This is a genomic window from Streptomyces sp. NPDC051315 (assembly GCF_044455165.1).
In the GTDB taxonomy this organism is placed as follows: domain Bacteria; phylum Actinomycetota; class Actinomycetes; order Streptomycetales; family Streptomycetaceae; genus Streptomyces.
The window spans coordinates 43,928-69,581 of record NZ_JBITEN010000022.1 but is presented as its reverse complement, the minus strand read 5'-3'; the positions used below and the strand labels follow the sequence as shown (position 1 = coordinate 69,581).

The 25,654-nt window shown below is 70.1% G+C and carries 21 protein-coding genes and 2 tRNA genes; 4 read left to right on the top strand and 19 right to left on the bottom strand.

Going from position 1 to position 25,654, the window contains the following annotated elements; all coding sequences use genetic code 11:
- Positions 1–26: 26 nt before the first annotated feature.
- From ACIBBD_RS32850 to ACIBBD_RS32805, 10 genes are all read right to left on the bottom strand, one after another.
- The gene (locus ACIBBD_RS32850) at positions 27–1,667 is read right to left on the bottom strand and encodes a CHAD domain-containing protein (protein WP_399423215.1); all 1,641 of its coding nucleotides are present in this window, start codon (positions 1,665–1,667) and stop codon (positions 27–29) included.
- 102 nt (positions 1,668–1,769) lie between these two features.
- The gene (rodA, locus tag ACIBBD_RS32845; RefSeq protein WP_399423214.1) at positions 1,770–2,969 is read right to left on the bottom strand and encodes a rod shape-determining protein RodA; all 1,200 of its coding nucleotides are present in this window, start codon (positions 2,967–2,969) and stop codon (positions 1,770–1,772) included.
- Entirely contained in the window at positions 2,966–5,230 is a 2,265-nt protein-coding gene (gene mrdA, locus ACIBBD_RS32840; protein ID WP_399423213.1) for a penicillin-binding protein 2, read from the bottom strand. Before mrdA ends, rodA begins: the two co-directional genes overlap by 4 nt.
- A gap of 155 nt (positions 5,231–5,385) precedes the next feature.
- Positions 5,386–6,054 carry a rod shape-determining protein MreD gene (mreD, locus tag ACIBBD_RS32835; protein ID WP_399423212.1) on the bottom strand — a complete coding sequence of 223 codons (669 nt, stop codon included), beginning with the start codon at positions 6,052–6,054 and terminating at the stop codon, positions 5,386–5,388.
- A 15-nt stretch (positions 6,055–6,069) separates the two neighbouring features.
- The gene (gene mreC, locus ACIBBD_RS32830) at positions 6,070–7,008 is read right to left on the bottom strand and encodes a rod shape-determining protein MreC (protein WP_399423211.1); all 939 of its coding nucleotides are present in this window, start codon (positions 7,006–7,008) and stop codon (positions 6,070–6,072) included.
- 171 nt (positions 7,009–7,179) lie between these two features.
- The gene (locus ACIBBD_RS32825; RefSeq protein WP_399423210.1) at positions 7,180–8,199 is read right to left on the bottom strand and encodes a rod shape-determining protein; all 1,020 of its coding nucleotides are present in this window, start codon (positions 8,197–8,199) and stop codon (positions 7,180–7,182) included.
- Between the two features lie 324 nt (positions 8,200–8,523).
- A complete protein-coding gene (ndk, locus tag ACIBBD_RS32820; RefSeq protein WP_399423209.1) occupies positions 8,524–8,937 on the bottom strand; it encodes a nucleoside-diphosphate kinase in 414 nt (137 codons plus the stop codon).
- Positions 8,938–9,000: 63 nt separating this feature from the next.
- Entirely contained in the window at positions 9,001–9,357 is a 357-nt protein-coding gene (locus ACIBBD_RS32815) for a DUF4233 domain-containing protein (RefSeq protein WP_399423208.1), read from the bottom strand.
- 9 nt (positions 9,358–9,366) lie between these two features.
- Complete coding sequence (locus tag ACIBBD_RS32810) at positions 9,367–10,881, bottom strand: bifunctional folylpolyglutamate synthase/dihydrofolate synthase (RefSeq protein ID WP_399423207.1); 1,515 nt, start codon at positions 10,879–10,881, stop codon at positions 9,367–9,369.
- A 228-nt stretch (positions 10,882–11,109) separates the two neighbouring features.
- Positions 11,110–13,734, bottom strand: a complete 2,625-nt coding sequence (locus tag ACIBBD_RS32805; protein WP_399423206.1) for a valine--tRNA ligase — start codon at positions 13,732–13,734, stop codon at positions 11,110–11,112.
- Between the two features lie 136 nt (positions 13,735–13,870).
- On the opposite strand from ACIBBD_RS32805, the gene ACIBBD_RS32800 reads away from it, so the two are divergent.
- Positions 13,871–14,830 carry a hypothetical protein gene (locus ACIBBD_RS32800; protein ID WP_399423205.1) on the top strand — a complete coding sequence of 320 codons (960 nt, stop codon included), beginning with the start codon at positions 13,871–13,873 and terminating at the stop codon, positions 14,828–14,830.
- A 65-nt stretch (positions 14,831–14,895) separates the two neighbouring features.
- Here ACIBBD_RS32800 and clpX read toward each other — a convergent pair whose 3' ends face one another.
- The 5 genes from clpX to ACIBBD_RS32775 form a co-directional block, all read right to left on the bottom strand.
- The gene (clpX, locus tag ACIBBD_RS32795) at positions 14,896–16,185 is read right to left on the bottom strand and encodes an ATP-dependent Clp protease ATP-binding subunit ClpX (protein WP_399423204.1); all 1,290 of its coding nucleotides are present in this window, start codon (positions 16,183–16,185) and stop codon (positions 14,896–14,898) included.
- A 192-nt stretch (positions 16,186–16,377) separates the two neighbouring features.
- The gene (locus tag ACIBBD_RS32790) at positions 16,378–17,058 is read right to left on the bottom strand and encodes an ATP-dependent Clp protease proteolytic subunit (protein WP_399423203.1); all 681 of its coding nucleotides are present in this window, start codon (positions 17,056–17,058) and stop codon (positions 16,378–16,380) included.
- Between the two features lie 196 nt (positions 17,059–17,254).
- Positions 17,255–17,863, bottom strand: coding sequence for an ATP-dependent Clp protease proteolytic subunit (locus ACIBBD_RS32785; protein ID WP_385065311.1), 609 nt, complete (start codon positions 17,861–17,863; stop codon positions 17,255–17,257).
- Positions 17,864–18,225: 362 nt separating this feature from the next.
- Entirely contained in the window at positions 18,226–19,611 is a 1,386-nt protein-coding gene (gene tig, locus ACIBBD_RS32780) for a trigger factor (RefSeq protein ID WP_399423202.1), read from the bottom strand.
- Between the two features lie 188 nt (positions 19,612–19,799).
- Positions 19,800–19,876: transfer RNA gene (locus ACIBBD_RS32775), tRNA-Pro, on the bottom strand.
- A 166-nt stretch (positions 19,877–20,042) separates the two neighbouring features.
- On the opposite strand from ACIBBD_RS32775, the gene ACIBBD_RS32770 reads away from it, so the two are divergent.
- Positions 20,043–20,116: transfer RNA gene (locus ACIBBD_RS32770), tRNA-Gly, on the top strand.
- A gap of 307 nt (positions 20,117–20,423) precedes the next feature.
- Here ACIBBD_RS32770 and ACIBBD_RS32765 read toward each other — a convergent pair.
- Complete coding sequence (locus ACIBBD_RS32765) at positions 20,424–20,597, bottom strand: hypothetical protein (protein ID WP_399423201.1); 174 nt, start codon at positions 20,595–20,597, stop codon at positions 20,424–20,426.
- Between the two features lie 212 nt (positions 20,598–20,809).
- Positions 20,810–21,004 (bottom strand): hypothetical protein, encoded by a 195-nt coding sequence (locus ACIBBD_RS32760; RefSeq protein ID WP_073491582.1) that lies wholly within the window; start codon positions 21,002–21,004, stop codon positions 20,810–20,812.
- A 410-nt stretch (positions 21,005–21,414) separates the two neighbouring features.
- Here ACIBBD_RS32760 and ACIBBD_RS32755 point away from each other — a divergent pair, with 410 nt between their 5' ends.
- A complete protein-coding gene (locus ACIBBD_RS32755) occupies positions 21,415–22,563 on the top strand; it encodes an acyltransferase family protein (protein ID WP_399423200.1) in 1,149 nt (382 codons plus the stop codon).
- On the opposite strand, the gene ACIBBD_RS32750 is transcribed toward ACIBBD_RS32755, so the two are convergent.
- Both ACIBBD_RS32750 and ACIBBD_RS32745 read right to left on the bottom strand, forming a co-directional pair.
- The gene (locus tag ACIBBD_RS32750; RefSeq protein WP_399423199.1) at positions 22,560–23,006 is read right to left on the bottom strand and encodes an HD domain-containing protein; all 447 of its coding nucleotides are present in this window, start codon (positions 23,004–23,006) and stop codon (positions 22,560–22,562) included. The genes ACIBBD_RS32755 and ACIBBD_RS32750 overlap by 4 nt on opposite strands.
- 26 nt (positions 23,007–23,032) lie before the next feature.
- On the bottom strand, positions 23,033–24,217 hold the full coding sequence (locus tag ACIBBD_RS32745; protein ID WP_399423198.1) for a PP2C family protein-serine/threonine phosphatase: 1,185 nt from the start codon (positions 24,215–24,217) through the stop codon (positions 23,033–23,035).
- A gap of 163 nt (positions 24,218–24,380) precedes the next feature.
- On the opposite strand from ACIBBD_RS32745, the gene ACIBBD_RS32740 reads away from it, so the two are divergent.
- Complete coding sequence (locus ACIBBD_RS32740; protein ID WP_399423197.1) at positions 24,381–25,652, top strand: GNAT family N-acetyltransferase; 1,272 nt, start codon at positions 24,381–24,383, stop codon at positions 25,650–25,652.
- Positions 25,653–25,654: the final 2 nt, after the last annotated feature.

Here is a 25,654-nt window from a genome sequence, read left to right as displayed (position 1 = left end):
CAAGCGTAACCCGGCCCGGAGAGCTCTCAGACCGCCGTCGCCGCGCCGATCGTCGCCCACGCCTGCGGCAGCGCCGCCTCCGTCAGCTCCGCGCGCCGTTCCTCGTGGCCGTACAGCAGCCCGTACGTGAACGCGTTCTCTCCCGCCGCGTGCGCCTGGGCGGCGAGGTCGCGCAGGGCCTCGCGGGTCATCACGCTGTCCTGGTGGTCGCCGAGCAGGCTCTGGAGGGACTGCATCAGCCGGACGAGGTCGACGGCCGGTTCGCCGAGCGCCGGCACGGCCGCCTCCGCCGAGTAACGGGTCCGCTTGGCCCTCTTGCGGGCCTCGTGCAGCGCCACGTCCCGCTCCGGCCCGGGCGGCAGCCCGAGCGCCTCCTCCACCCGCGCGGCCACCCTCCGGAAGTCCTTGCGCACGGCCTTGGCGACCACCTCGGACGGATCGCCCGCGGCGGCGACGAGCAGGGGCGGGTCGTCCACCAGCCGGTCCAGCGCGTCCAGCAGCGCCAGATACCGCCGGCCGTCCAGTACGGCGATCAGGCGCCGGCGCGAGCCGCTGCCGCGCGCCCGTGACCAGGCGCGCAGCCGGTTGCGGACCGGGCCGGTGACCAGCGGGCGCGGGAGTCGGTCGAGGGCGGCCGTCAGACGGTCGGTGAGCACCTCCTGGTCCCGGTCCACGCCCAGCTCCCCGGCGAGCCACTTCAGTTCCTCGCCGACCGGGTCGGTGACGGAGCGGTCGAGGACCTTGGCGTAGGAGCGGAAGGCGCTGCGCGCTCGGCGGGTGGCGACCCGCATGCGGTGCACGGAGTCGGGGAGGTCCCGGCGGACGGCCGGGTCCAGCTCGACGAGGGCGTCGCGCTGGGCGCGCAGGTAGGCGAGGACGTGGTCCCCGGCGGTCACCGGTCCGCCGGGAGGTGTCTCCTCCCCGGCGTTCGCCCGCTTCCCGCTCCGCTGCCCGCCCGCCTTGCCGCCCTCATCCCCGTTCCGCCTACCGCTCCCCTTCCCGCTCCCCTTCCCCGGCTGTTTCCCCTTCCCCTGCCGTTTGCCCTGTTGTTGCTCCACCTGGTTCCGCTGCGGCCGCGTCTCCGCCAGCGCCCGCGCCAGCTTCGACGCGGAGACGGACGGCCGTATGCCTGCCGTGCGGAGCCGTTTCTCCACCGTGTCGAGGAACGCCGGGTCGCCGCCGTCGGCGAGCTCGACCTCGATCTCGGTCCACCGCGCGGAGCCGCCCCGCCCGGTCAGCCGGTCCGCCCGGACGGCGTCCACACTCACCTCGGCGAGCAGCCGCCCCTCCTCGTCGACGAGGTCACGGACATCCCGGGCGGAGCGCAGCCGGACCACCGGCACCAGCTCGCCGTCCCGGACGCGGGAGCGGACCAGCCCGGCGAGGACGGGCGGCACGGCATCGGACAGCGGGGCTCTGATCTCGTCCCGGACGCCCGGGGCGACCGGGAACTTCAGATGCCAGCCCGCGTCGGAACCGCCGGTGCGGCGGCGCAGGGTGAGGGAGGCGGCGGCGAGCCGTTCGTCGGCGGTGTCGTAGTAGGTGGCGTCCAGTTCGGCGACGCCCCTGTCGAGGACGGCCGCGACCCCGGCGACGCCGGTCAGGTCGGGCAATCCCTTGCCGTCGGATTCGTACTTGCGCTCGATCTCGCGTTTCGTCTCCGCCATGACCCGAATCTAGTGGCAGTCGGGCCCGGGCGGCAGGGCCGACCGGGCTCGACCTCCCGCCTCGCGCACGGCCGGCGGCACGTCACGCGACGTCCACACGTCTCATGCCGACATCGGACGCTGCACCCGGATCGACTGCAACAGCCCCACCGCCACCCACACCGCGAACATCGACGAACCGCCGTACGACACGAACGGCAGGGGCAGGCCGGTGACCGGCATGATGCCCAGGGTCATGCCGATGTTCTCGAAGGACTGGAAGGCGAACCAGGCGACGATCCCGGCGGCGACGATCGTGCCGTACAGCTCGGTCGTCTCACGGGCGATGCGGCAGGCGCGCCACAGCACGACACCCAGCAGGACGATGATCAGGCCGCCGCCGACGAAGCCGAGTTCCTCACCGGCGACCGTGAAGACGAAGTCCGTCTGCTGCTCGGGGACGAACTGGCCGGTGGTCTGCGAGCCCTGGAACAGTCCGGCGCCGGTCAGTCCGCCGGAACCGATCGCGATGCGGGCCTGGTTGGTGTTGTAGCCGACGCCCGCCGGGTCGAGGCTGGGGTTGGCGAAGGCCGCGAAGCGGGCGATCTGGTAGTCGTCCAGGATGTGCAGCTGCCAGACGGCGACCGCGCCGGCCGCGCCCGCGCCGAGCAGGCCGAAGATCCAGCGGTTGGAGGCGCCGGAGGCCAGCAGCACACCCAGCACGATGATCACCATGACCATGACCGACCCGAGGTCGGGCATGAGCATCACGATCAGCATCGGCACCGCGGCCAGACCCAGGGCCTGCAGCACCGTGCGGTGGTCGGGGTAGGGCTTGTCGCCCGCGTCGACCCGGGCCGCCAGCAGCATCGCCATGCCCAGGATGATCGTGACCTTCACGAACTCCGAGGGCTGGAGCGAGAAGCCGCCGCCGAGCACGATCCAGGAGTGCGCGCCGTTCACGGTGGAGCCGAGCGGGGTGAGCACCAGCAGGATCAGCAGGACCGACAGCCCGTAGAGGAACGGCACCGCGTTGCGCAGGGTGCGGTGGCCGAGCCAGACCGTGCCGATCATCAGGCAGAGCCCGATGCCGGTGTTCATGAGGTGCCGGACCAGGAAGTAGTACGGGTCGCCCTGGTTGATCTCGGTGCGGTTGCGGGTCGCCGAGTACACCAGCAGCGAGCCGATCAGCGACAGGGCCGTGGCCGACAGCAGTATCGGCCAGTCCAGGCGCCGGGCCATCGAGTCGCGGGCGAGGAGCCGCGTCCAGCCGGCCCGTTCGGGTCCGTACCCGGAGACGGAGAAGCTGTTCGCGCCGGTCATGTGCACTTCCTCCGCCTTCCTCGCCCACGCCGTCCCCGACGTCGGGTGTCACGGTTCTCCGCCTCGGGCGAGGCCACGGTCGCCGCGGGCTGCGTGCCGTCGGACGTGGGCGCACCCTCCTCGGTGGCCTTCTGGCCGGCCCGCTGCTCCTTGGCCGGGTCCTTGGAGATCTTCGGGGACGCGATGGTGCCGTCCGCCTTGACCTTCGGCAGGCTCTTCTGCGGGGTGGGCAGCAGGGCGTTCTTCTCGTTGATCGTGCCGTCGTCGGCGACGCCGTACAGCGCGTCGTAGATGTTGCGCACGGCCGGGCCCGAGGCGCCGGAGCCCGTACCACCCTGGGAGATCGTCATGACGATCGCGTAGTCCTTGGTGTACGTGGCGAACCAGGACGTGGTCTGCTTGCCGTAGACCTCCGCGGTACCGGTCTTGGCGTGCATCGGGATCTCGTCCTGCGGCCAGCCGCCGAAGCGCCAGGCGGCGGTACCGCGGGTGGCCACGCCCTCCAGGGCGTCGTCCATCTGGGCCAGCGTCTGCTTGCTCACCGGCAGCTTGCCGTGGGACTGCGGCTCGATCTCCGTGACCTGCTTGCCGTCGGCGCTGACGATCGCCTTGCCGACCGTCGGGTCGTACAGGGTGCCGCCGTTGGAGATGGCCGCGTAGATGGTGGCCATCTGAATCGGCGTCACCAGGGTGTCGCCCTGGCCGATGGAGTAGTTGATCTCGTCACCGGCGCGCATCTTGTTGCCCTCGAGGCAGTTCTCGTACGCGATCTTCTCGACGTAACTGCCGTCCTTCTTGCCGGTCTTGCACCAGGCGTCCTTGTTGGCCTCCCAGTACGCCTGCTTCCACTCCCGGTCGGGGACGCGGCCGGAGACCTCGTTGGGCAGGTCGATGCCGGTCTCCTTGCCGAGACCGAACTGGTGAGCGGCCTTGTAGAAGTAGTCCTTGGGCTGACCCTTCTTGGGGTTGATGCCGCCGTCCTTCTGCCACTGCGCGTGCGCGAGCCGGTAGTAGACGGTGTCGCAGGAGACCTCCAGGGCGCGGCCGAGGTCGATCGCGCCGTGGTTCTGCGACTCGAAGTTCTTGAAGACCTGGCCGCCGACCGAGTACGAGCTGGAGCACTCGTAGCGGCCGTCGAAGTCGTAGCCGGCCTGGACGGCGGCGGCCGTGGAGACCACCTTGAAGATCGAGCCGGGCGCCGCCTGACCCTGTATGGCCCGGTTGAGGAGCGGGTAGTTGGAGGACTTCCCGGTCAGCTTGTTGTAGTCCTTGGCGGAGATGCCGCCGACCCACGCGTTCGGGTCGTACGTCGGGTTGGACGCCATGGCGACGATGCGGCCGGTCCTGGCCTCCATCACGACCACCGCGCCGGCGTCGGCCTTGTAGTTGGTCCCGGTGTTGCGGTCGTGCTGCCTGCGGGCCTCTTTCATCGCCTCGTTCAGCTCGTACTCGGCGACCCGCTGGACGCGGGCGTCGATGCTGGTGACGAGGTTGGAGCCGGGCTCGGCCGGGGTGGCCTCCGCCTGGCCGATGACCCGGCCCAGGTTGTCGACCTCGTAGCGGGTGACGCCGGCCTTGCCGCGCAGTTCCTTGTCGTACTGGCGCTCCAGGCCGCTGCGACCGACCTGGTCGGAGCGGAGGAAGGGCGAGTCGGTGTCCTGGGCCTTGGTGATCTCCTCGTCGGTGACCGGGGAGAGGTAACCGAGGACCTGGGCGGTGTTGGCCTCGCCGGGGCTCGGGTAGCGGCGGACGGCCTCGGGCTCCGCGGTGATGCCGGGGAAGTCCTCGGCACGCTCACGGATCTGCAGGGCCTGCTTGGGCGTCGCCTCGTCGGTGATGGGGATGGGCTGGTAGGGGGAGCCGTTCCAGCAGGGCTGGGGGGTTTCGGCGTCGCACAGCCGGACCTTCTGCATGACCTCCTCGGGGGTCATGCCGAGGACGGCCGCGAGCTTGGTGAGGACGGCCTTGCCGTCGTCCTTCTGCTTCAGCAGGTCGGTGCGGGAGGCGGAGACGACGAGCCGGGTCTCGTTGTCGGCGAGCGGCACCCCGCGCGCGTCCAGGATGGAGCCGCGCACGGCGGGCTCGACGACCTGCTGGACGTGGTTGCCGGAGGCCTCCTTGGCGTACTGGTCGCCCTCCCGGATCTGGAGGTACCACAGCCGGCCGCCGAGGGTGCCGAGGAGGGAGAGGACGAGGATCTGGATCACGACGAGCCGGATCTGGACCCGTGGGGTCCGCCCGGTCTCGGGAATGTTGGTCACTGCGGCTGCCTCCCCCTCTCAGTACGCGGACGTGTGTGCGCGGACGTGTGTGCGTGCGAATGATGAACGACGGGACTGTGCGGCCCCGTTCCGGCGAGACCTCACCCGTTCGGGTGCTCCGTCCACTGGCGCGCTCCGCGCGCGGGCGCCCGCGGTCACAGCCGCTTGACCCCCTTGATACGGCCGGCCCGGGCGACCCGCGAGCGGGCCATCTTCAGCTTCAGGCCGCCCCGCTGGCCTCCGATCCTCAGACCGGTGCCGGAGGCGAGCCAGCCGGAGGAGATGTCGGCCGCCTTGGCGGAGCCGGTCTCGGCGAGCGGGTCGTTCTCCGCGCGCCGGGCCAGGAACATCACCGCGGGTACGACGAAGGGGGCGAGCAGCAGGTCGTACAGGGCCGCCGTGAACAGCAGGCCGGGCAGGCCCACATGGCGGGCGGCGGTGTCGCCGACGAGGGCGCCGACGCCCGCGTACAGCAGGGTGGAGCCGATCGCGGCGGCGACGACCACGGCCATCGGGCCGGTGGCCGACTTGATCTGGCCGGTCTCCGGCTTGACGAGCCCGGCGAGGTAGCCGATCACGCACAGCACGAGGGCATAGCGGCCGGCGGCGTGGTCGGCGGGCGGGGCGAGGTCGGCGAGCAGGCCGGCGCCGAAGCCGATGAGGGCGCCGCCGACATGGCCGTAGACCATCGCGAGGCCCAGGACGGTGAGCAGGAGCAGGTCGGGGACGGCGCCCGGGAGGTGGAGGCGGGCGAGGACGCTCACCTGGATCACCAGGGCGACGACGACCAGCGGGACGGAGAGCAGGATCCGGTTGACGCGCATGGGAAGTGTCAGCTCCTACTGCTCTTGGCCGTCGGCGGGTTCGTTCGCGTTCGGGGTGACCGTGACGGTCACCGTCGGCGTGGGGACCGGCTTGGGCTTCGCGGGGAGCACGGTGTCGCGCGGGTCCTTCTTCGGGGCCTCGACGACGACACCGACGATGTCGAGCTTGGTGAAGCTGACGTACGGCGTGACGTAGAGGGTGCGGGTCAGGTCGCCGCCGGAGGGGTCGACGCGGGAGACCACGCCGACCGGGACGCCGGGCACGAAGGGCTTGTCGGCCTGGGAGCCGAAGGTGACGAGCCGGTCGCCCTTCTTCACCTCCGCCTTGCCGTTGAGGAGTTCGACGCGCAGCGGGCGGTCGCCCTGCCCGGAGGCGAAGCCGAGCTCGTCGCCGGCCTCCATGCGGGTGCCGACGGTGAAGTCGGGGTCGCTGGCGAGCAGCACGGTGGCGGTGTCGGGACCGACGGTCGTCACGCGCCCGACGAGCCCGTCCCCGTTCAGGACGGTCATGTCGCGCTCGATGCCGTCGCCGGCGCCGACGTCGATGGTGACGGTCCAGGAGAAGCCCTGGGCGGCGCCGATCGCGATGACCTGGGCGCCCTTGATGCCGTACTGGCCGGCGCCGGCGGTCCTCAGCATCTTGTCGAGCTGGGCCAGGCGGCTGCGGTTGCGGTCGTCGCTGCCGAGCTTCGCCTTGAGGGCCGCGTTCTCCTCCTCCAGCTCCGCGAGCCGGTCGTGGCGCTCACCGGAGTCGCGGATCGCGGAGACGGCGTTGCCGACCGGGTCGACCGCCGAGGACACCCCGTCCTCGATCGGACCGAAGACCGCGGCCGCGGCCTGCCGGGCACCGTCGACCGGTGAGTCCTCCCCGCCGCGGATGTCCACCGTGATCAGCGCGAACGCGACGGCGATCAGCAGCACCAGGAGCAGCCGGCTCTCTCGTGTGTCCCTCACGTGCGGCGGCCGTGCCCTTCCTCATAGGAATTTCGGGAATTCGGGTAGCCCCTGGGAAAACCGAGGGGCGCGGTATGGGGCGCTTCGAGACTTTATGGATCTTATGCCTCTATATCAACGATCCGCCGCACGAGAGGAGATCATCTCGTACGGCGGAATCGAAGCGTTACGTCATCTGCGTGGCGCGGCGTCCAGGACCTGCTGGAGCGCCTCGAACTCCTCGACGCACTTGCCGGATCCGAGCGCCACGCTGTCCAGCGGGTCCTCGGCGATGTGGATGGGCATGCCCGTCTCGCGCCGCAGCCGCTCGTCCAGACCGCGCAGCAGAGCGCCGCCGCCGGTCAGAACGATTCCGCGGTCCATGATGTCGCCGGACAGCTCGGGCGGGCACTTGTCGAGGGTGGTCTTCACGGCGTCGACGATGGCGTTGACGGGCTCCTCGATCGCCTTGCGCACCTCGGTGGCGGAGATGACGACCGTCTTGGGCAGTCCGGAGACCAGGTCCCGGCCGCGGATCTCGGTGTGCTCGTCGGAGTCGAGGTCGTACGCCGAGCCGATGGTGATCTTGATCTGCTCGGCCGTCCGCTCACCCAGCAGGAGGGAGTACTCCTTCTTGATGTGCTGGATGATCGCGTTGTCCAGTTCGTCGCCCGCGACGCGGATGGACTGGGCGGTGACGATGCCGCCGAGCGAGATGACCGCGACCTCCGTGGTGCCGCCGCCGATGTCCACCACCATGTTGCCCGTGGCCTCGTGGACCGGCAGGCCGGAGCCGATGGCCGCCGCCATGGGCTCCTCGATGATGTGCACCTGCCGGGCGCCGGCCTGGGTCGACGCCTCGATGACGGCGCGGCGCTCGACGCCGGTGATGCCGGAGGGCACGCAGACCACGACACGCGGCCTGGCGAGATACCGCCGCTTGTGGATCTTGAGGATGAAGTAGCGGAGCATCCGCTCGGTGATCTCGAAGTCGGCGATGACGCCGTCCTTCAGCGGACGCACGGCGACAATGTTGCCAGGGGTACGCCCGATCATCTTCTTCGCTTCGGCACCGACCGCGAGGATGCCGCCGGTGTTGGTGTTGATCGCGACGACGGACGGCTCGTTGAGTACGATCCCGCGACCCCTGACGTACACCAGCGTGTTGGCGGTCCCGAGGTCGACAGCCATGTCACGGCCGATGAACGACATTGAGTTCCCCATCAGGATTCGACTGGCCTTCCCGTGAAGCTTTTGAGGGCTTTTCAGGTCGGCGAGGTGGGTGCTGTGACGTGAAGGCTTCCATCGTAAACGCGCCTGCACGAACACTGCGCGAGGGTCTTCGCCATTGTCAGCAGATGCCGCAGCGCCTCGCTTGTGGAGACGGTCCATCGGGGGCACGCGTTCCCCCGATCGGCACCGCATATGCCAAGGGACGACCGAAAAGGTACGGCCGTCCCTGGTCGGACGAAGGGGCGAGGTGACGGCCCCTCAGAAAAATCCGCGAAAGATCCGCGGCCGGCCGCCGTCGTGTCGTCAGGAACGCCCCGGGAAGAAGAGCTTCACCTCACGCTCGGCGGACTCCTCGGAGTCGGAGGCGTGGATGAGGTTCTCGCGGACGATGACGCCGTAGTCGCCGCGGATCGAGCCGGGCGCGGCGGCGATCGGGTCCGTCGGACCGGCCAACTGGCGTACACCCTCGATGACGCGGTCGCCCTCGACGATCAGGGCCACGACCGGGCCGGAGGACATGAACTCCACCAGCGGCTCGTAGAAGGGCTTGCCCTTGTGCTCGCCGTAGTGCTGCTCCAGCGTGTCCTGGTCCAGCGTGCGCAGCTCCAGCGCAGTGATCCGCCAGCCGGCCTTGCGCTCGATACGGCTGATGATCTCGCCGGTCAGGCCACGACGGACGGCGTCGGGCTTGAGGAGGACGAGGGTGCGCTGGCTCACGGGAGGCTCCTTCTGCTGCCGGTGTGCGGTGGGACGAGATTACAGGGCGTGTCCGGACTGCTGTTACACAGCGTCAGCAGGGGAGGAGTCGGCCTGCGCGGCAAGCCGTGCCTTCGCCTCGTCGATCTTGTGGCCGAAGTGCACGGACGCCCACCACAGGGCCCCGAAGAGCACCCCCAGCACGAACATCATCGGAACGAAGAAGCCGGACGCGACCAGCGCGATCTGCAGGATCCAGCCGAGCGCGACACCGCCGGGCCGGGTGACCATGCCGCACAGCAACACGCTCAGCAGCATCGCGACACCGCACACCGTCCACACCGTGGACACGGACAGGTCGGGGTCCTTCATGGCGACCAGACCGGCGAAGCCGATGATGAAGAACTCGCCGATCAGAGTCGAGGAACAGAGCGTACGCATGTGGAGGACTCAGCCCTTCCCCAGAAGCAGTCGGGCCTCCCCGACCGTGATGACGGAACCGGTGACCAGCACGCCACCCCCCGCGAACTCGCCCTCCTCCTCGGCGAGCGTGATCGCCGCCTCCAGGGCGTCGGGCAGCCGCGGCTCGACCTGGACGCGCTCCTCGCCGAACACCTCGACGGCGATCGCGGCCAGCTCGTCGGCGTCCATGGCGCGGTGGCTGGAGTTCTGGGTGACGACGATCTCCGCGAAGATCGGCTCGAAGGCCTCCAGCAGCCCCCGCACGTTCTTGTCGCCGCTGGCCCCGACCACGCCGATCAGCCGGCTGAAGTCGAAGGCCTCACCGACCGCCTCGGCGGTGGCACGGGCGCCGGCCGGATTGTGGGCGGCGTCCAGCACGACGGTCGGGGACCGCCGTACGACCTCCAGCCGGCCCGGCGACGACACGGACGCGAAGGCCTTGCGGACGGTGTCGATGTCCAGCGGTTCGGGCCGCTGGGAGCCGACGCCGAAGAACGCCTCGACGGCGGCGAGCGCGACGGCGGCGTTGTGGGCCTGGTAGGCGCCGTGCAGCGGGAGGTACACCTCGCCGTACTCGCCGCCCAGCCCGCGCAGGGTCAGCAGCTGTCCGCCGACGGCGACCTGCCGGGCGACGACCCCGAACTCCAGCCCCTCCCGGGCCACGGTCGCGTCGACCTCGACGGCCTTCTTCAGCAGGACCTGGGCGGCGTCGACCGGCTGCTGGGCCAGGATGACCGTCGCGTCCTGCTTGATGATCCCGCCCTTCTCGGCGGCGATCGCGGCGGGCGTCTCGCCGAGCCGGTCGGTGTGGTCGAGGTCGATCGGCGTGACGACGGCGACGTCCCCGTCGATGACGTTGGTCGCGTCCCAGGAACCTCCCATCCCGACCTCGACGACGGCCACGTCGACGGGCGCGTCGGCGAAGGCGGCGTACGCCATGCCGGTGAGCACCTCGAAGAAGGAGAGCCGGTACTCCTGCTGCGCGTCGACCATCTCCACGTACGGCTTGATGTCCTGGTACGTCTCGATGAACCGCTCGGCGGAGATCGGCGCCCCGTCGAGACTGATCCGCTCGGTGACCGACTGGACGTGCGGGGAGGTGTACCGCCCGGTGCGCAGCTCGAAGGCGCCCAGGAGGGCCTCGATCATGCGTGCGGTGGAGGTCTTGCCGTTGGTCCCGGTGATGTGGACCGACGGGTACGACCGCTGCGGCTCGCCCAGCACGTCCATCAGCGCGGCGATCCGGCTGACGGACGGCTCCAGCTTGGTCTCGCCCCACCGCGTGGCCAGCTCGGCCTCGACCTCGCGCAGGGCCTTGTCGACCTCGGGGTCCTCGGGCCGCGTCGGCACGTCGGCCTGCTGCGGACCGCCCTGCGTGCGCAGGGTGCGGCTGCCGGCCTCGATCACCGCGAGGTCGGGGTCGCGGTCGGTCTCGGCCGCGATGATCTCCTCGAAGGAGTCGAGGGGGTCGGGCGTGTCACTGTTGCCGGGGAGGTCGCTCACGGGGCCAGTCTACGGAGCCGCGGTGACAAAGCGTGCGGTGGCTCGAGGGCCGGTGCGGGGTGCCCGGCGAGGTCGTCCGGCCGAGGGCGGTACGGGGCCGGCCGCGCGGTTCCTCGCGCCCTCGGGGACGGGAAGGCCCGCGGCGGGCGCGGCTGCCCGCACCCCTCGGGGACGGGAAAGGCCCCCGGCACTGTGACAGCTCCGGGGGCCTCGCCGGCGTACGGACGCCTACGCCTGCGGCAGTCGCTCCAGCTGGGTCCGGATGCGGGCGATGTCCTCGTCCGCCTTCGCCAGCCGCGTGCGGATCTTCTCCACCACGTGGTCCGGTGCCTTGGCCAGGAAGGCCTCGTTGCCGAGCTTGGCGGTGGCCTGGGCCTTCTCCTTCTCGGCGGCGGCCAGGTCCTTCGCCAGCCGCTTGCGCTCCGCCGCGACGTCGATCGTGCCGGACAGGTCCAGCGCGACCGTGGCACCGGCGACCGGCAGGGTCGCCGTGGCCGAGAAGGCCTCGCCCTCGGGCTGGAGCCGGAGCAGCTGACGGATGGCGGCCTCGTGCGGAGCCAGCGCCGTGCCGTCCAGCGTCAGCCGGGCCGGAACCCGCTGGCCCGGCTGGAGGCCCTGGTCGGCGCGGAAGCGGCGGACCTCGGTGATGACGGACTGGAGCGTCTCGATCTCCCGCTCGGCGTCGGCGTCCCGGAAACCGCTGTCCCTCGGCCACTCGGCGATGACGACCGACTCGCCACCCGTGAGGGTGGTCCACAGCGTCTCCGTGACGAAGGGGACGACCGGGTGCAGCAGCTTCAGCGTGACGTCGAGGACCTCGCCGAGGACGCGCTTGCTGGCCTCGGCCGCCGCGCCACCCGCCTGGAACGTCGTCTTGGACAGCTCGACGTACCAGTCGAAGACCTCGTCCCACGCGAAGTGGAACAGCGCGTCGGAGAGCTTGGCGAACTGGAAGTCGTCGTAGTGGGCGTCGACTTCGGCGACCACCGAGTTCAGCCGGGAGAGGATCCAGCGGTCCGTCGACGACATGGCCGACGGCTCCGGCAGCGGCCCCTCCACCGTCGCGCCGTTCATCAGCGCGAAGCGCGTGGCGTTCCAGATCTTGTTGGCGAAGTTGCGGGAGCCCTGGACCCAGTCCTCACCGATCGGGACGTCGACACCGGGGTTGGCGCCGCGGGCCAGGGTGAACCGGAGGGCGTCCGAGCCGTACTTGTCCATCCAGTCCAGCGGGTTGACCGCGTTGCCGAAGGACTTCGACATCTTCTTGCCGAACTGGTCGCGGACCATGCCGTGCAGGGCGATGGTGTGGAACGGCGGGGTGCCGTCCATCGCGTACAGGCCGAACATCATCATCCGGGCGACCCAGAAGAAGAGGATGTCGTAGCCGGTGACCAGGACGGAGTTCGGGTAGAACTTCGCGAGCGACTCGGTCTGTTCGGGCCAGCCGAGCGTGGAGAACGGCCACAGGCCCGAGGAGAACCAGGTGTCGAGGACGTCCGTGTCCTGGTGCCAGCCCTCACCCGTCGGCGGCTGCTCGTCGGGGCCGACGCAGACGACCTCGCCGTCGGGGCCGTACCAGACCGGGATGCGGTGGCCCCACCACAGCTGCCGCGAGATGCACCAGTCGTGGAGGTTGTCGACCCAGTCGAAGTACCGCTTCTCCATCTCCTGCGGATGGATCTTGACCTTGCCCTCGCGGACCGCGTCACCGGCCGCCTTCGCCAGCGGGCCGACCTTGACCCACCACTGCATGGACAGACGCGGCTCGATGGTGGTCTTGCAGCGCGAGCAGTGGCCGACGGAGTGGAGATACGGCCGCTTCTCGGCGACGATCCGGCCCTCGGCGCGCAGTGCGGCGACGATGGCCGAGCGGGCCTCGAGGCGGTCCAGGCCCTGGAAGGGGCCGTGGGCGGTGATGACGGCGTGCTCGTCCATGACGGTGAGCGACGGCAGGTCGTGGCGCTGGCCGATCTCGAAGTCGTTCGGGTCGTGGGCCGGGGTGACCTTGACGGCGCCGGTGCCGAACTCGGGGTCGACGTGCTCGTCGGCGACGACCGGGATGGAGCGGTCGGTCAGCGGCAGCCTGATGAGCTTGCCGACCAGGTGCTTGTACCGCTCGTCCTCGGGGTGAACGGCGACGGCCGTGTCACCGAGCATGGTCTCGGCACGGGTCGTGGCGACAACGAGCGTCTCGTCGCCCTCGCCGTACGTGATGGAGACGAGCTCGCCGTCGTCGTCCTGGTACTCGACCTCGATGTCCGAGATGGCGGTCAGACAGCGCGGGCACCAGTTGATGATGCGTTCGGCCCGGTAGATCAGCTCGTCGTCGTAGAGCCGCTTGAAGATGGTCTGGACGGCCTGGGAGAGGCCCTCGTCCATGGTGAAGCGCTCGCGGGACCACGCGACACCGTCGCCGAGGCGCCGCATCTGACCGCTGATCTGACCGCCGGACTCGGCCTTCCACTGCCAGACGCGCTCGACGAAGGCCTCCCGGCCGAGGTCGTGCCGCGACTTGCCCTCCTTGCCGAGCTCGCGCTCGACGACGTTCTGGGTCGCGATGCCGGCGTGGTCCATGCCGGGCTGCCACAGCGTCTCGTAGCCCTGCATGCGCTTGCGGCGGGTGAGGGCGTCGATGAGCGTGTGCTCGAAGGCGTGCCCGAGGTGCAGGCTGCCCGTGACGTTCGGCGGCGGGATGACGACGGTGTACGGCGGCTTGTCGCTCTTGGCGTCGGCCTCGAAGTAACCGCGCTCTACCCAGCGCTCGTACAGCGGCCCCTCTACATCGGCCGGCGCGTACTGGGTCGGCAGTTCGGTGTGGGGCGCTGATGGCTGCTGCTGAGCGTTCTCGGTCACGGGCTCAGTTTAGAGGTGTCACGACGCGGTCCCGAAACGCGTTTGTTCTGTAACGGTGGGGCCCCCGCCGCCGTGGCCGCACGGAGTCTGGGCCAGGATGTGAAAACCACATAAGCATCTGGAGGGGAACCCAGAGATGAGCTACAACCAGCCGGGCCCGTACGGCGGGCAGCCTCAGCAGCCCGGACCGTACGGCCAGCCGGGTCCGTACGGCCAGCCGCCGCAGGCCCCCCAGCCCGGCTACGGCTACCCCCAGCAGCCACCGCAGGGCGTCCAGCCCCAGACCCCGCCCTACGGCCAGCAGCCGCCCGCCCAGCCCTACGGCCAGGCCCCCTACGGCCAGCAGCCCCCGTACGGCCAGGCCCCGTACGGCGTCCCGCAGCCGCCGGCCCCGGGCGGCGGCGCGAAGAAGACGGGCATCATCATCGGCGCGGTCGCGGTCGTGGCGGCGATCGGCGTGGGCGCGTACTTCGTGATCGGCGGGGGTGGCGGCGCGGGGGGTCTCGAGGACGACGGCGCCCACACGCTGGCGACTCCGGCCACGGTGCTCAGCGACTACAAGCGAGTTTCCGACGACGGCGCGAGCGCGGGCGACGAGTCGGCATCGGAGCTGGAGAAGAGCGGCGTCAAGGGCGGGAAGACCGTCATCGGCATGTACTCGACGGCGGACCTCTCCGACTACGACCCCGACGACCCGAGCACGCTGCCCGACGAGACCGAGCTCGCGACGGCCAAGGGCGTCACCTACGCCGGTGCCTACGGCGAGATCGACGACCCGGAGAAGGCGTTGGACACGTTCTTCACCAACTTCAAGAAGTCGTCGGAGGAGAACTCCTCCGACAGCAGCAGCGGCACGAAGACCGAGCTGGTCGGCGAGCCCGAGGAGGCCGACCTCGACGGCGCGGTGATGAAGTGCCAGGCGGCCAAGGGCACGGACCCGACGACCAAGCAGGAGAAGACCGACTGGTTCTGCGCCTGGGCCGACTACAGCACCATCGCCATGGTCTCGCCGGGTGACGCCACGAAGGGCATCACCAAGGACGTGGCGATCGACATCACCGCGAAGCTCCGCGAGGAAGTACGCGTCAAGGCCTGACGCCGACGACCACGAAGGGGCCCCGGCCGGTCGACCGGGGCCCCTCGTCGTGTGCCGGGCGGCGGTTACGCCGTCTTCTGCTCCCCCGGCCCCCGTCCGTTGCGCGCCTCGCGCGGGATCAGGGTCGGGTTGACGTTGGAGTGGACGACGTCCGCGGTGATGACGACGCGGGCCACGTCCTTGCGGGAGGGGACCTCGTACATCACGGACATGAGGACTTCCTCCATGATGGCGCGCAGGCCGCGCGCGCCGGTCTGGCGGAGGATCGCCTGGTCGGCGATGGCCTCGAGGGCCTCGCGCTCGAAGTCCAGCTCCACGCCGTCGAGTTCGAAGAGGCGCTGGTACTGCTTCACCAGCGCGTTGCGCGGCTCGACGAGGATCTGGAGCAGGGCCTCGCGGTCGAGGTTGTGGACCGAGGTGATGACCGGCAGACGGCCGATGAACTCGGGGATCATGCCGAACTTGACCAGGTCCTCGGGCATGACGTCCTCGAACTGGTCCTTGGCCTCCAGCTCCCGCTTGGAGCGGATCGTCGCGCCGAAGCCGATGCCCTTGGCGCCGGCCCGGGACTCGATGATCTTCTCCAGGCCCGCGAAGGCACCGCCCACGATGAAGAGCACGTTCGTCGTGTCGATCTGGATGAACTCCTGGTGGGGGTGCTTGCGGCCACCCTGCGGCGGCACCGAGGCCGTGGTGCCCTCGAGGATCTTCAGCAGGGCCTGCTGCACGCCCTCGCCGCTCACGTCACGCGTGATCGACGGGTTTTCGCTCTTCCGGGCGACCTTGTCGATCTCGTCGATGTAGATGATCCCGGTCTCGGCCTTCTTGACGTCGTAGTCGGCGGCCTGGATCAGCTTCAGCAGGATGTTCTCGACGTCCTCGCCGACGTACCCGGCCTCGGTGAGCGCCGTGGCGTCCGCGATCGCGAACGGGACGTTCAGCATGCGCGCCAGGGTCTGCGCGAGGAGCGTCTTGCCGGAGCCCGTGGGGCCCAGCAGGAGGATGTTGGACTTCGCCAACTCGATGGCGTCGTCGCGGCCTTGGGCGCCGCCGTTCTCACCGGCCTGGACGCGCTTGTAGTGGTTGTACACCGCGACCGACAAGGCCTTCTTGGCGGCCTCCTGGCCGACCACGTAGCCCTCGAGGAACTCGTAGATCTCCCGCGGCTTCGGGAGTTCCTCCCAGCGGACCTCGCTGGTCTCCGCGAGTTCTTCCTCGATGATCTCGTTGCAGAGGTCGATGCACTCGTCGCAGATGTACACACCGGGCCCTGCGATGAGCTTCTTGACCTGCTTCTGGCTCTTGCCGCAGAACGAGCACTTGAGCAGATCGCCGCCGTCACCGATGCGTGCCACGGTGTGCTTCCCCTTCGCCTGGGAACCGCCTGGACTGCGAGAGTCCAACGGCTCCTGGTGCTGCCTTATGTCGACGGTACCTTGCCGGGCCCCCCGTTCGGGCCCCCCTTGGCACGGTTCACGTCCACGCACTTCCACATGGACCGTGCCACACCGTGCCAAGGGGCGGCAGACGATACTCCCCCTCGCCCGCTAGCGCAGCGAGGTGTTGTTCATCTTCCGGGTCGAGATGATCTGGTCGATCAGGCCGTACGACAGCGCGTCCTCGGCCGTGAGGATCTTGTCGCGCTCGATGTCCTCGCGGATCTTCTCGATCGGCGTGGTGGAGTGCTTGGCCAGCATCTCCTCCAGCTGCGAGCGCATCCGCAGGATCTCGTTCGCGGCGATCTCCAGGTCGGAGACCTGGCCGCGGCCGGTCTCGCTGTACGGCTGGTGGATCAGCACGCGCGCGTTCGGCAGGGCCATGCGCTTGCCGGGCGTACCGGCGGCCAGCAGGACGGCGGCGGCGGAGGCCGCCTGGCCCATGCAGACCGTCTGGATGTCCGGCTTCACGAACTGCATCGTGTCGTAGATCGCCGTCAGCGCCGTGAAGGAGCCGCCGGGGCTGTTGATGTAGACCGAGATGTCCCGGTCGGGGTCCATCGACTCCAGGCACAGCAGCTGCGCCATGACGTCGTTGGCGGAGGCGTCGTCGATCTGGACGCCCAGGAAGATCACCCGCTCCTCGAAGAGCTTCGCGTACGGGTCGTACTCGCGGATGCCCTGGGAGGTGCGCTCGACGAAGCGCGGGATGACGTAGCGGGACTCGGCCCTCGGGCCGGTGTACTCGGCGCTGGCGCGGTCGTGCAGGCCGCTGCCGGGGAAGTCGTTCACGGTGTCTCCTGGAAAGAGGGCTGGGGCGGTGGGCTGGAGGGGCTGGGTGGGGGCGCTGACGGCTCGGGGTCCGCGGGGGCCCTGAGGGGCCCGTGGAGGCCCCGCGGGGCCGCGCCGGTCCCGGGGAGACCCGAGGGACTCCGGTGGGACCCTGGGGGCCCTGTGAGCCCCGCGCGGCCCTTGCCGTGGCCGGCCCTTACGCCGCCCCGGTACCGCCGCCGCCCGGCATGCCGGCGGCCGTGGGGATCACGTCGTCGATGAGGCCGTACTCCTTGGCCTCGAAGGCGTCGAACCAGCGGTCGCGGTCCGAGTCGCGGGTGATCTGCTCGATCGTCTGGCCCGTGTGCTGGGCCGTGAGCTCGGCCATGCGCCGCTTGGTGTGCAGCAGCCGCTCGGCGTGGATCTTGATGTCCGAGGCCGAGCCGGCCAGACCCGCGGAGGGCTGGTGGATCAGGATCTCGGCGTTCGGCAGGGCGAAGCGCTTGCCGGGGGTGCCCGCGCTGAGCAGGAACTGTCCCATCGAGGCCGCGAGGCCCATGGCGATGGTCACCACGTCGTTCTTGATGAACTGCATGGTGTCGTAGATCGCCATGCCGGCCGTGATCGAACCGCCGGGGCTGTTGATGTACAGGTAGATGTCCTTGTCCGGGTCGGCGGCAAGGAGCAGCAGCTGTGCGGTGATCTTGTTCGCGATGTCGTCGTCGACCGGCTGGCCGAGGAAGATGATCCGCTCGTTGAGCAGCCGGTTGTAGACCTGGTCACCGAGGCCACCACCGATGGAAGGCTCGCCGGCGGCGGAGGGCATCAGATTCGTCACGTATCCACCTGCTCGTCTTACGACGGCGCCGGGCCGTCTCACGTGTTCTGCCGGGGCGTGGAGCCGTCCGGCGGTTCGGCGACTCCCCTGCCCTCGTATTCATGGACCCTAACGCGCGGGTCCCTTCGGAGAATCCCGGAGAGAGGGGTGTTCGCCGGGGGCGTAGCGCAGCGCCTGTGGCGGAGGGCCGGATACGGACGGTGGCGGAGTGCGGGCCGACCGTGGCCCGTGGCGTGGTTCCCCGCGCCCCTCCAGGCCGCTTCCCCCTGCGAACGGCAAACGGGGAGGGGCCCCGGAGCTGATGCGCACCGGGGCCCCTCCTGCCTACGTCATGAGCCATGCGAGGCCGTTCAGGCCTCGGGCTTCTCCTCGGAGGCGTCCGTGGTCTCCGCCTCGGCGGCGGCCTCCGCGGTCTCCTCCTCCTCGTCGTCCAGGTCGATGACCTCGCCGTTGGTGTCCTTCACCGTGGCGGACTCGACGACCAGGGCCAGCGCCTTGCCGCGGGCGACCTCGCCGACGAGGAGCGGAACCTGACCGCCCTCGACGACCGCCTGGGCGAACTGGTCGGGCGACATGCCGGAGGAGGCGGCACGGCGCATGAGGTGCTCGGTGAGCTCCTCCTGGTTGACGTTGAGCTTCTCGCGCTTGACCAGCTCGTCGAGGACGAACTGGGTCTTGATGCCCTTGACCGCGGCCTCGCGGGTCTCGGTCTCGAACTCCTCGGCGGTCTTGCCCTGGATCTCCAGGTACTTGTCGAGGGTCAGACCCATCTGGCCGAGCTGGTGGTGCTCCAGGTTGTGCTTGCGGGTGTTGATCTCGTCCTCGAGCAGCTTCTCGGGGACGGGCACCTCGACGAGCTCCAGGAGCTTCTCCAGGACGCGCTCCTGGGCCTGGGTGGCCTGGTCGTACTGCTTCATGTTCGCGAGGCGCTTGCGGCTGTCGGCCTTCAGCTCCTCGAGGGTGTCGAACTCGGAGGCGAGCTGCGCGAACTCGTCGTCCAGCTCCGGGAGTTCACGCGCGGCGACCTGGGTGACCTTGACGGTGACCTCGGCCTCCCGGCCGGCCGCGGAGCCGCCCTTGAGCTCGGAGGTGAAGGTGGTCTCGCCACCGGCCTCCAGGCCCTTCACGGCGTCGTCGATGCCCTCGAGGAGCTCGCCGGAGCCGATGGTGTAGGAGACACCGTTGGCCACGCCGTCCTCGAGGATCTCGCCGTCGACCTTGGCCTGCAGGTCGACCGTGACGACGTCGCCGTCCTCGGCGGCGCGCTCGACCGGGGAGGTCGAGGCGAAGCGCTCACGGAGCTGCTCGACCGACTTCTCGACGTCCTCGTCCGTCACCTCGACGGCGTCGACCTCGACCTCGATGGAGGAGAAGTCCTCGGGGAGCTCCAGGGCGGGGCGGACGTCGACCTCGGCGGTGAAGTTCAGCGTCTCGCCGTCCTTCAGCTCCGTGATGTCGACCTCGGGCTGGCCGAGGACGTCGATCTCGGCCTCGTTGACCGCCTCGGTGTAGAACTTCGGCAGCGCGTCGTTGACGGCCTCCTCCAGCACGGCACCACGGCCGAAGCGCTGGTCGATGACCCGCGCGGGGATCTTGCCCTTGCGGAAGCCCTTCACCGTGACCTGCTGGTTGATCTTCTTGTACGCCGCGTCGAGGCTGTCCTTGAGCTCCTCGAAGGGCACCTCGACAGTGAGCCGAACCCGAGTCGGGTTCAGGGTCTCCACGGCGCTCTTCACGGTTCGGTCTCCTTGTGGCTGACTTCTTGGTTTTCGCCGGAGCCAGACAGGTCCGGCGATTCGACGCCCGGGAGAGTTCACAGGCCGAGTGGGCCGGGACACACGGGCGCGCAGCTTGCATAGTAACCGCAGCAGCTCAGCCGCCCAAAAGACGATCACCGGCGAGGCGCCCGGCAAGATCGCGCAGGTGGTCGGGGTGGCGGGATTTGAACCCACGGCCTTCCGCTCCCAAAGCGGACGCGCTACCAAGCTGCGCCACACCCCGTCTGGTGCGACACGTAGGGTACATGCCCGCAGGCCGCCCGACCGCCGCATTTGCCGGGCTCCCGGGCGCGCGGCGACGCCGACCGGAAACGGGGTGTGCGGGCGAGGGGGCCGACCCGCTACGATGCCTGCAGTGCCGCGGTCACCTGACCTGCGGCGCGTCGCGTGCGGGCGTAGCTCAATGGTAGAGCCCCAGTCTTCCAAACTGGCTACGCGGGTTCGATTCCCGTCGCCCGCTCCAGCACGGCTCAGGCCCAGGTGCGAGGGTGTTTTCCCCGCTTCCTGGGTCTGAGTTGTTCCGTGGGCCGGATCAGCCCTCCGTGCCCCCGCGTGCCCGTTCCGGCCGGAACCTGTCTCGAACGCCTTGAGGATCAAGTCGTCAACAGCGCCGGCGATCCCACGCTCCCGGTCGTAGTCGGCGTGCCGATGGATCAACGCCGCGCGGGCCGTGCTGCGGCCGAGGCGGGCCATCAGTTCCTCGGTACTGGCGTTCGTCCGTGACGCGAGCGTGTTGCCGGTGTGCCGAAGATCATGGAACCGCAGCCCTTTCACTCCGGCGTCGGCACAGCCTTGTGCCACAGCCTGTCGAAGTGGTGACGGCGCGGGGCGGCCTGCTTCTCTCCGGCGAACGCGCGGCCGGCGGCACCGCTCTCGGCGTACACCTTCGTGTGCGTGGCGAGGCACGGCAGGGCCGCAGACTGCCCGACGCGCCGGAAGTTCACGGGGCCGTGATCACTCGCGCCGGTGGCCGACGCTGGGACAACCGACGGCCCACAGAGAGGGGGAGAGCGCCGTGTATGCCCCCTCTGCGGGCCCGACCGGACGGCGAGCGGCTCCACACCGGCTACGCGGGTTCGATTCCCGTCGCCCGCTCCGTACGCCAGGGGCGGGGTGGAAGGTCGGAACCGGTGAGGCGCATGAGGCGGTCGAGGCCTCAGAAGCTGATCGAGTTGATCGTTTCCGCGAGGGAGTTCAGGAAGCGGTTGATCGACGGGGCCATGCCGGTCGAGGCGAGGAAGAAACCGAACAGGATCGCGACTATGGCGGGGCCGGCCTTGATCGACCCTCCCCGGATCAGTACGACCAGGACGATCGCCAACAGCAGCACCACTGACAGTGAAATGGCCACAACTGATCACACCCTTGGTCGGTCCGCTCTCCCGGCCCGGGGACGCGACCCTCCGCACCCCCGCCAGAGACCATCGTGCCACCAACCCGGCCTCCCTATGCGGCCGGTGAGACATCCCCGGTGACAACTTCCGCCCCGGACGGCACCGAAGGTCCGCCGGAAGCCTGCCGCACAACAATTCGAGGTCACGTTTTCCACCCGGAAATTCACAACGGGTGCGCAGGTAATTCGAATTGCGGGCACAGAGGCGTCAACAACACCACCACAACCGGCGTTATGCACCTTTTAGTCGGGATGAATCGTGACATTCAGGATGGTGATCGCACCTCACGCTCCGTCAATTGAGGAATGACATCGCGATGACGTGGCACGTTTTACGCATTGCCACAGACAACGCTAGGGTGCCTCAGATGTTCCACGCCGCTTCGTCTCTCGTGCCGAGTCCGCGCTCACCCCAGAGCCAGAAAGATCAGCACCACCAGTCCCCCGACAGACGGTCCAAGCAGCGTGACGCCTTCTTCGACAACGCCAAGTACCTGGCGATCGTGCTGGTGGCCGTCGGGCACGCCTGGGAGCCGCTGAAAGGCGACAGCCGGGTCCTCACGGCGGCGTACGTGCTGGTGTACGCCTTCCACATGCCGGCCTTCATCGTCATCTCCGGCTTCTTCTCCCGCAGTTTCGACGGGAGCCCCGGCAAGCTGAAGCGGCTGGTCACGGGCATCGTCGTGCCGTACGTCGTCTTCGAGACCGCGTACCCGCTCCTGAAGACGTACGTCGACGGCGTCCCCCAGGACATCAGCCTGCTCGACCCCTACTACCTGACCTGGTTCCTGTGCGCGCTGTTCATCTGGCGGCTGACCACACCCTTCTGGAAGCTGGTCCGGTATCCGCTGCCGCTCGCGCTGGGCATCGCGATGCTGGCGTCCGTCACCCCGGACATCGGTGACGACCTGGACCTGCAGCGCGTCCTTCAGTTCCTGCCGTTCTTCGTGCTGGGGCTGAACCTGAAGCCGGAGCACTTCCGGCTGGTGCGCCGGAGCTCGGTCCGGATCGCGGCGGTGCCGGTGTTCGCCTTCGCGCTGGCCTTCTGCTGGTGGGCGGTGCCGCGGATGAACAGCGGATGGCTCTACCACCGCAACTCCGCGCAGGAGCTGGGCGTCCCGTGGTGGGTGGGTCCCGTCATGCAGCTCGCCCTGTTCGGCTGCTCCCTGCTGCTGACCGCCTGCTTCCTGTCCTGGGTGCCGGGCCGCACGATGTGGTTCACGGCGCTCGGCGCGGGCACGCTCTACGGCTATCTGATGCACGGCCTGGTGCTCAAGGCCGCCGACTACCGCGGCTGGTTCGACCACCCCGCGCTGCACCGCCCGCTCGGGGAGCTCGCCGTCACCGTCGCGGTGGCCGTGTTCGTCACCCTGCTGTGCACCCGGCCCGTGCGGCGGGTGTTCCGGTGCGTGATGGAACCGAGGATGGAGTGGGCCTTCAAGCGGGACGCGGCCGAGCTCGCCCGGGAGCGGGAGCCGCAGAAGACGCCGCCGGAACGCGAGAAGGTCGACGCCTAGGCGTGCTCGTCGAGGCCGAGCAGTGCGCGCATCCGGGCGTACTTCCCGGTCAACCGGGTGCGGGTCGGCTCGTCCAGTACGGCCAGGCGGGCCGGGTCCGCGTTGTGCGCCAGGTCCGCCTCCTTCACCAGCAGCGCGCCCGGAGTGGCCCGGATGCGGGCCGCGTACGCCTGTGGCGTCTCCCCCGCCCGCTTGGTGACCGCCAGGACGATGGCCTTCGTGCGGTCGCTCAGCGCGGCCCCGCGCAGCCATTCCTCGGTGAGGGCGTCGTCCTCGACGGCGTCGTGCAGCCAGGCCGCCGCGATCTGGTCGGCGTCGCCGCCCCGCGACCGTACGCCCTCCGCGACCGCGCGGAGGTGCTCGGCGTAGGGGCGGCCCGCCTTGTCGGTCCGGCCCTCGTGGGCGGCGCGGGCGAGCGCCTCGACCTCGGTCAGGGTGAGCATGGGATCTCCCGCGTGTCGCGTGTGGGTCAGCGGACCGGGGCCGTCTGGGCCGTCGGGCCCTCGCGGCAGATCAGCAGCAGGGCCCGGTCGTCGTTGACGTCCTTGGCGACCGCCTCGATCAGGTGCCAGGCGGCGCCCTGGAAACCGCCGGCGACATAGCGGTCGGCCTCGCCGGTGAGGCGGTCGATGCCCTCGACGATGTCGCGGTCGGAGGTCTCCACCAGGCCGTCGGTGAAGAGCATCAGCACGTCACCGGGGCGCAGGGAGCCCTTCACCGGGTCGAACTGGGCGCCCTCGTAGACGCCGAGCAGCGGGCCCTCCGCGGCCTTCTCCTCCCAGCGGCCGGTGCCCGCGCTGAGCTGGAGGCCCGGCGGATGCCCCGCGGAGTACAGCTCGTAGTCGCCGGAGTCGAGGTCGAGGACGAGGTGGATGGAGGTGGCGAAGCCCTCGTCCCAGTCCTGACGGAGGAGGTAGCCGTTGGCGGCGGGCAGGAAGGCGTGCGGGGGAAGGCTGCCCAGCAGGCCGCCGAAGGCGCCGGACAGCAGGAGGGCACGGGAGCCGGCGTCCATGCCCTTGCCGGAGACGTCCGTGAGGACGACCTCCAGGGTGCGGCCGCCGTTGGTGCGGGCCGCGACAACGAAGTCACCGGAGAACGACTGGCCCCCGGCCGGCCGCAGCGCCATCTCGCGGTGCCAGCCCTGCGGCAGCTTCGGCAGCTTGCTCTGTACCCGGATGCGTTCACGCAGGTCGAAGAGCATGGTGCCGCCGCGCCGCCAGGGCACGCCGACCCGGCTGCGGAACTGGGCGATGAGGAGGCCGAAGAAGCCACAGGCCGCCACCACCAGGACCACGCCCGGGGTCACCCGCGAGGGACCCTCGGTGTAGGGGCCGAGCTGCACCGACTCCACGATCAGGGCGGTGGCCGCCGCCGCGTACAGGCCGAGCAGGCTCGCCGGGCGCAGCAGCAGGCCGCCGGCCACGATCGGCAGGACGAGCGCGGCCGGTGAGCACCACACCGAGTTGGCGAGTGTGGTGGCGGCGATCAGCGGGACGGTGAGCAGCAGGCCGGCCAGCGCGATCCAGTCCGAACCGTCGCCGCGGAAGTAGTCGACGGCGCTTCTGCGCACACCGGTGCGGACCCGGTGCACCAGGTGCTTGAACCGGGCCGCCAACGTCTCGGCTTTCGAGCGCCGCTGTCGTCCTGCTGCCATTAGTTCGGGACCCTATCCATCCAACCCGCCGCTTGGCACGGGAGGTCCCACTTGTCCCCCCTCCGAGGCCCGACTTCACAGTGAACGGCACGGAAAGCGCTCGCGCCGCGCAGAGGGAGAAATTCCCTGGCTCGTCCCGCAATGGGCTGCTAGGCATGGGTCCATGACGACTGAGGCGACGGGTACGACGGGCCGCGGCCGTTCCCCGGTGACCGAGCTGCGGGTGGTGCGGCCGCAGGACTGGGACGCGTGGTACGACACCCTGCTGCTCGCCTTCGGCGGGGTCGACGAGTCGGACGAGGAACGTGCGCTGTGGAAGGGGCTCACCCCGTGCGAGCGGTCCCTCGGGGCCTGGGACGCGGACGAGATGGTGGGGACGGCCGGGGCGTTCGACTTCCGGCTGACGGTGCCCGGCGGGGCCTCGGTGCCGGCCGCGGGCGTGACGATGGTCGGCGTGACCGCCACGCACCGGCGGCGCGGGGTGCTGACGTCCATGATGCGGCGGCAGTTGGACGACGTCCGCGCGTGGGGGGAGCCGCTGGCGGTGCTCACCGCCTCCGAGGCCGCGATCTACGGGCGGTTCGGGTACGGGGCGGCGACGTTCGGGCTGAGCGCCGAGATCGACACCGGCCGGGTGCGGCTGTCCGTCCCGGAGGGGACCGACGACGTACGGCTGCGGTACGCCGATCCGGTCGGCGTGCTCGACCGGTGCGAGGCGGTGTACGCGCGGACCGTGCCGAGGCGCCCCGGGATGCTGGCGCGGCGACCCGGGTGGGAGCGGCTGGCGGTGCTCGATCCGGAGAGCGAGCGGGGCGGGGCGTCGCCGTTGCAGTGCGTGGTCGCCGAGCGCGACGGGGAGCCGGTCGGGTACGCGCGGTTCCGGGTCAGGCCCGAGTGGACCGACACCGGGCACAACGGGCAGGTGGTGGTGCAGGAACTGGCGGCGGTGGAGCCCGCGGCGGAGGCGGCGCTGTGGCGGTTCCTGTTCGGCATCGACCTCACCACCTCCCTGACGGTGCGGGGCCGGCCGCTCGACGAGGCCTGGCAGCACCTCGTCTCCGACGTACGGCGGTGCCGGCTGCGGGTGCGGGACGGGTTGTTCGTGCGGCTGGTCGACGTGGGTGCCGCGCTGGAGGCACGGACCTATCAGGCGCCGGTGGACGTGGTGGTGGAGGTGGAGGACCACTTCTGCCCGTGGAACGCGGGGCGTTGGCGGTTGTCGGGCGACACGAAGGGCGCGAGCTGCGCCCCTACCGCGGACGCGGCCGATCTCGCCGTGACGGTACGGGAGTTGGGGGCGGCGTATCTCGGCGGTGTGAGCCTTGCCTCGCTGGCGGCGGCCGGGCGGGTGCGGGAGTTGCGGGCGGGGGCGTTGGCGCAGGCGTCCCTCGCGTTCGGGTCCTCGGTGGCCCCGTGGCTGCCGCACGGTTTCTGAAG

What these genes read in the sequence shown, in the direction of transcription:
- ACIBBD_RS32850 (WP_399423215.1), bottom strand. Translation starts at nt 1,667, where the DNA reads ATGGCGGAGACGAAACGCGAGATCGAGCGCAAGTACGAATCCGACGGC.
- rodA (WP_399423214.1), bottom strand. Translation starts at nt 2,969, where the DNA reads ATGACCGGCGCGAACAGCTTCTCCGTCTCCGGGTACGGACCCGAACGG.
- mreD (WP_399423212.1), bottom strand. Translation starts at nt 6,054, where the DNA reads ATGCGCGTCAACCGGATCCTGCTCTCCGTCCCGCTGGTCGTCGTCGCC.
- ACIBBD_RS32825 (WP_399423210.1), bottom strand. Translation starts at nt 8,199, where the DNA reads ATGTCGTTCATCGGCCGTGACATGGCTGTCGACCTCGGGACCGCCAAC.
- ACIBBD_RS32815 (WP_399423208.1), bottom strand. Translation starts at nt 9,357, where the DNA reads ATGCGTACGCTCTGTTCCTCGACTCTGATCGGCGAGTTCTTCATCATC.
- ACIBBD_RS32800 (WP_399423205.1), top strand. Translation starts at nt 13,871, where the DNA reads ATGAGCTACAACCAGCCGGGCCCGTACGGCGGGCAGCCTCAGCAGCCC.
- ACIBBD_RS32785 (WP_385065311.1), bottom strand. Translation starts at nt 17,863, where the DNA reads ATGCCCTCCGCCGCCGGCGAGCCTTCCATCGGTGGTGGCCTCGGTGAC.
- ACIBBD_RS32755 (WP_399423200.1), top strand. Translation starts at nt 21,415, where the DNA reads ATGTTCCACGCCGCTTCGTCTCTCGTGCCGAGTCCGCGCTCACCCCAG.
- ACIBBD_RS32750 (WP_399423199.1), bottom strand. Translation starts at nt 23,006, where the DNA reads ATGCTCACCCTGACCGAGGTCGAGGCGCTCGCCCGCGCCGCCCACGAG.
- ACIBBD_RS32745 (WP_399423198.1), bottom strand. Translation starts at nt 24,217, where the DNA reads ATGGCAGCAGGACGACAGCGGCGCTCGAAAGCCGAGACGTTGGCGGCC.
- ACIBBD_RS32740 (WP_399423197.1), top strand. Translation starts at nt 24,381, where the DNA reads ATGACGACTGAGGCGACGGGTACGACGGGCCGCGGCCGTTCCCCGGTG.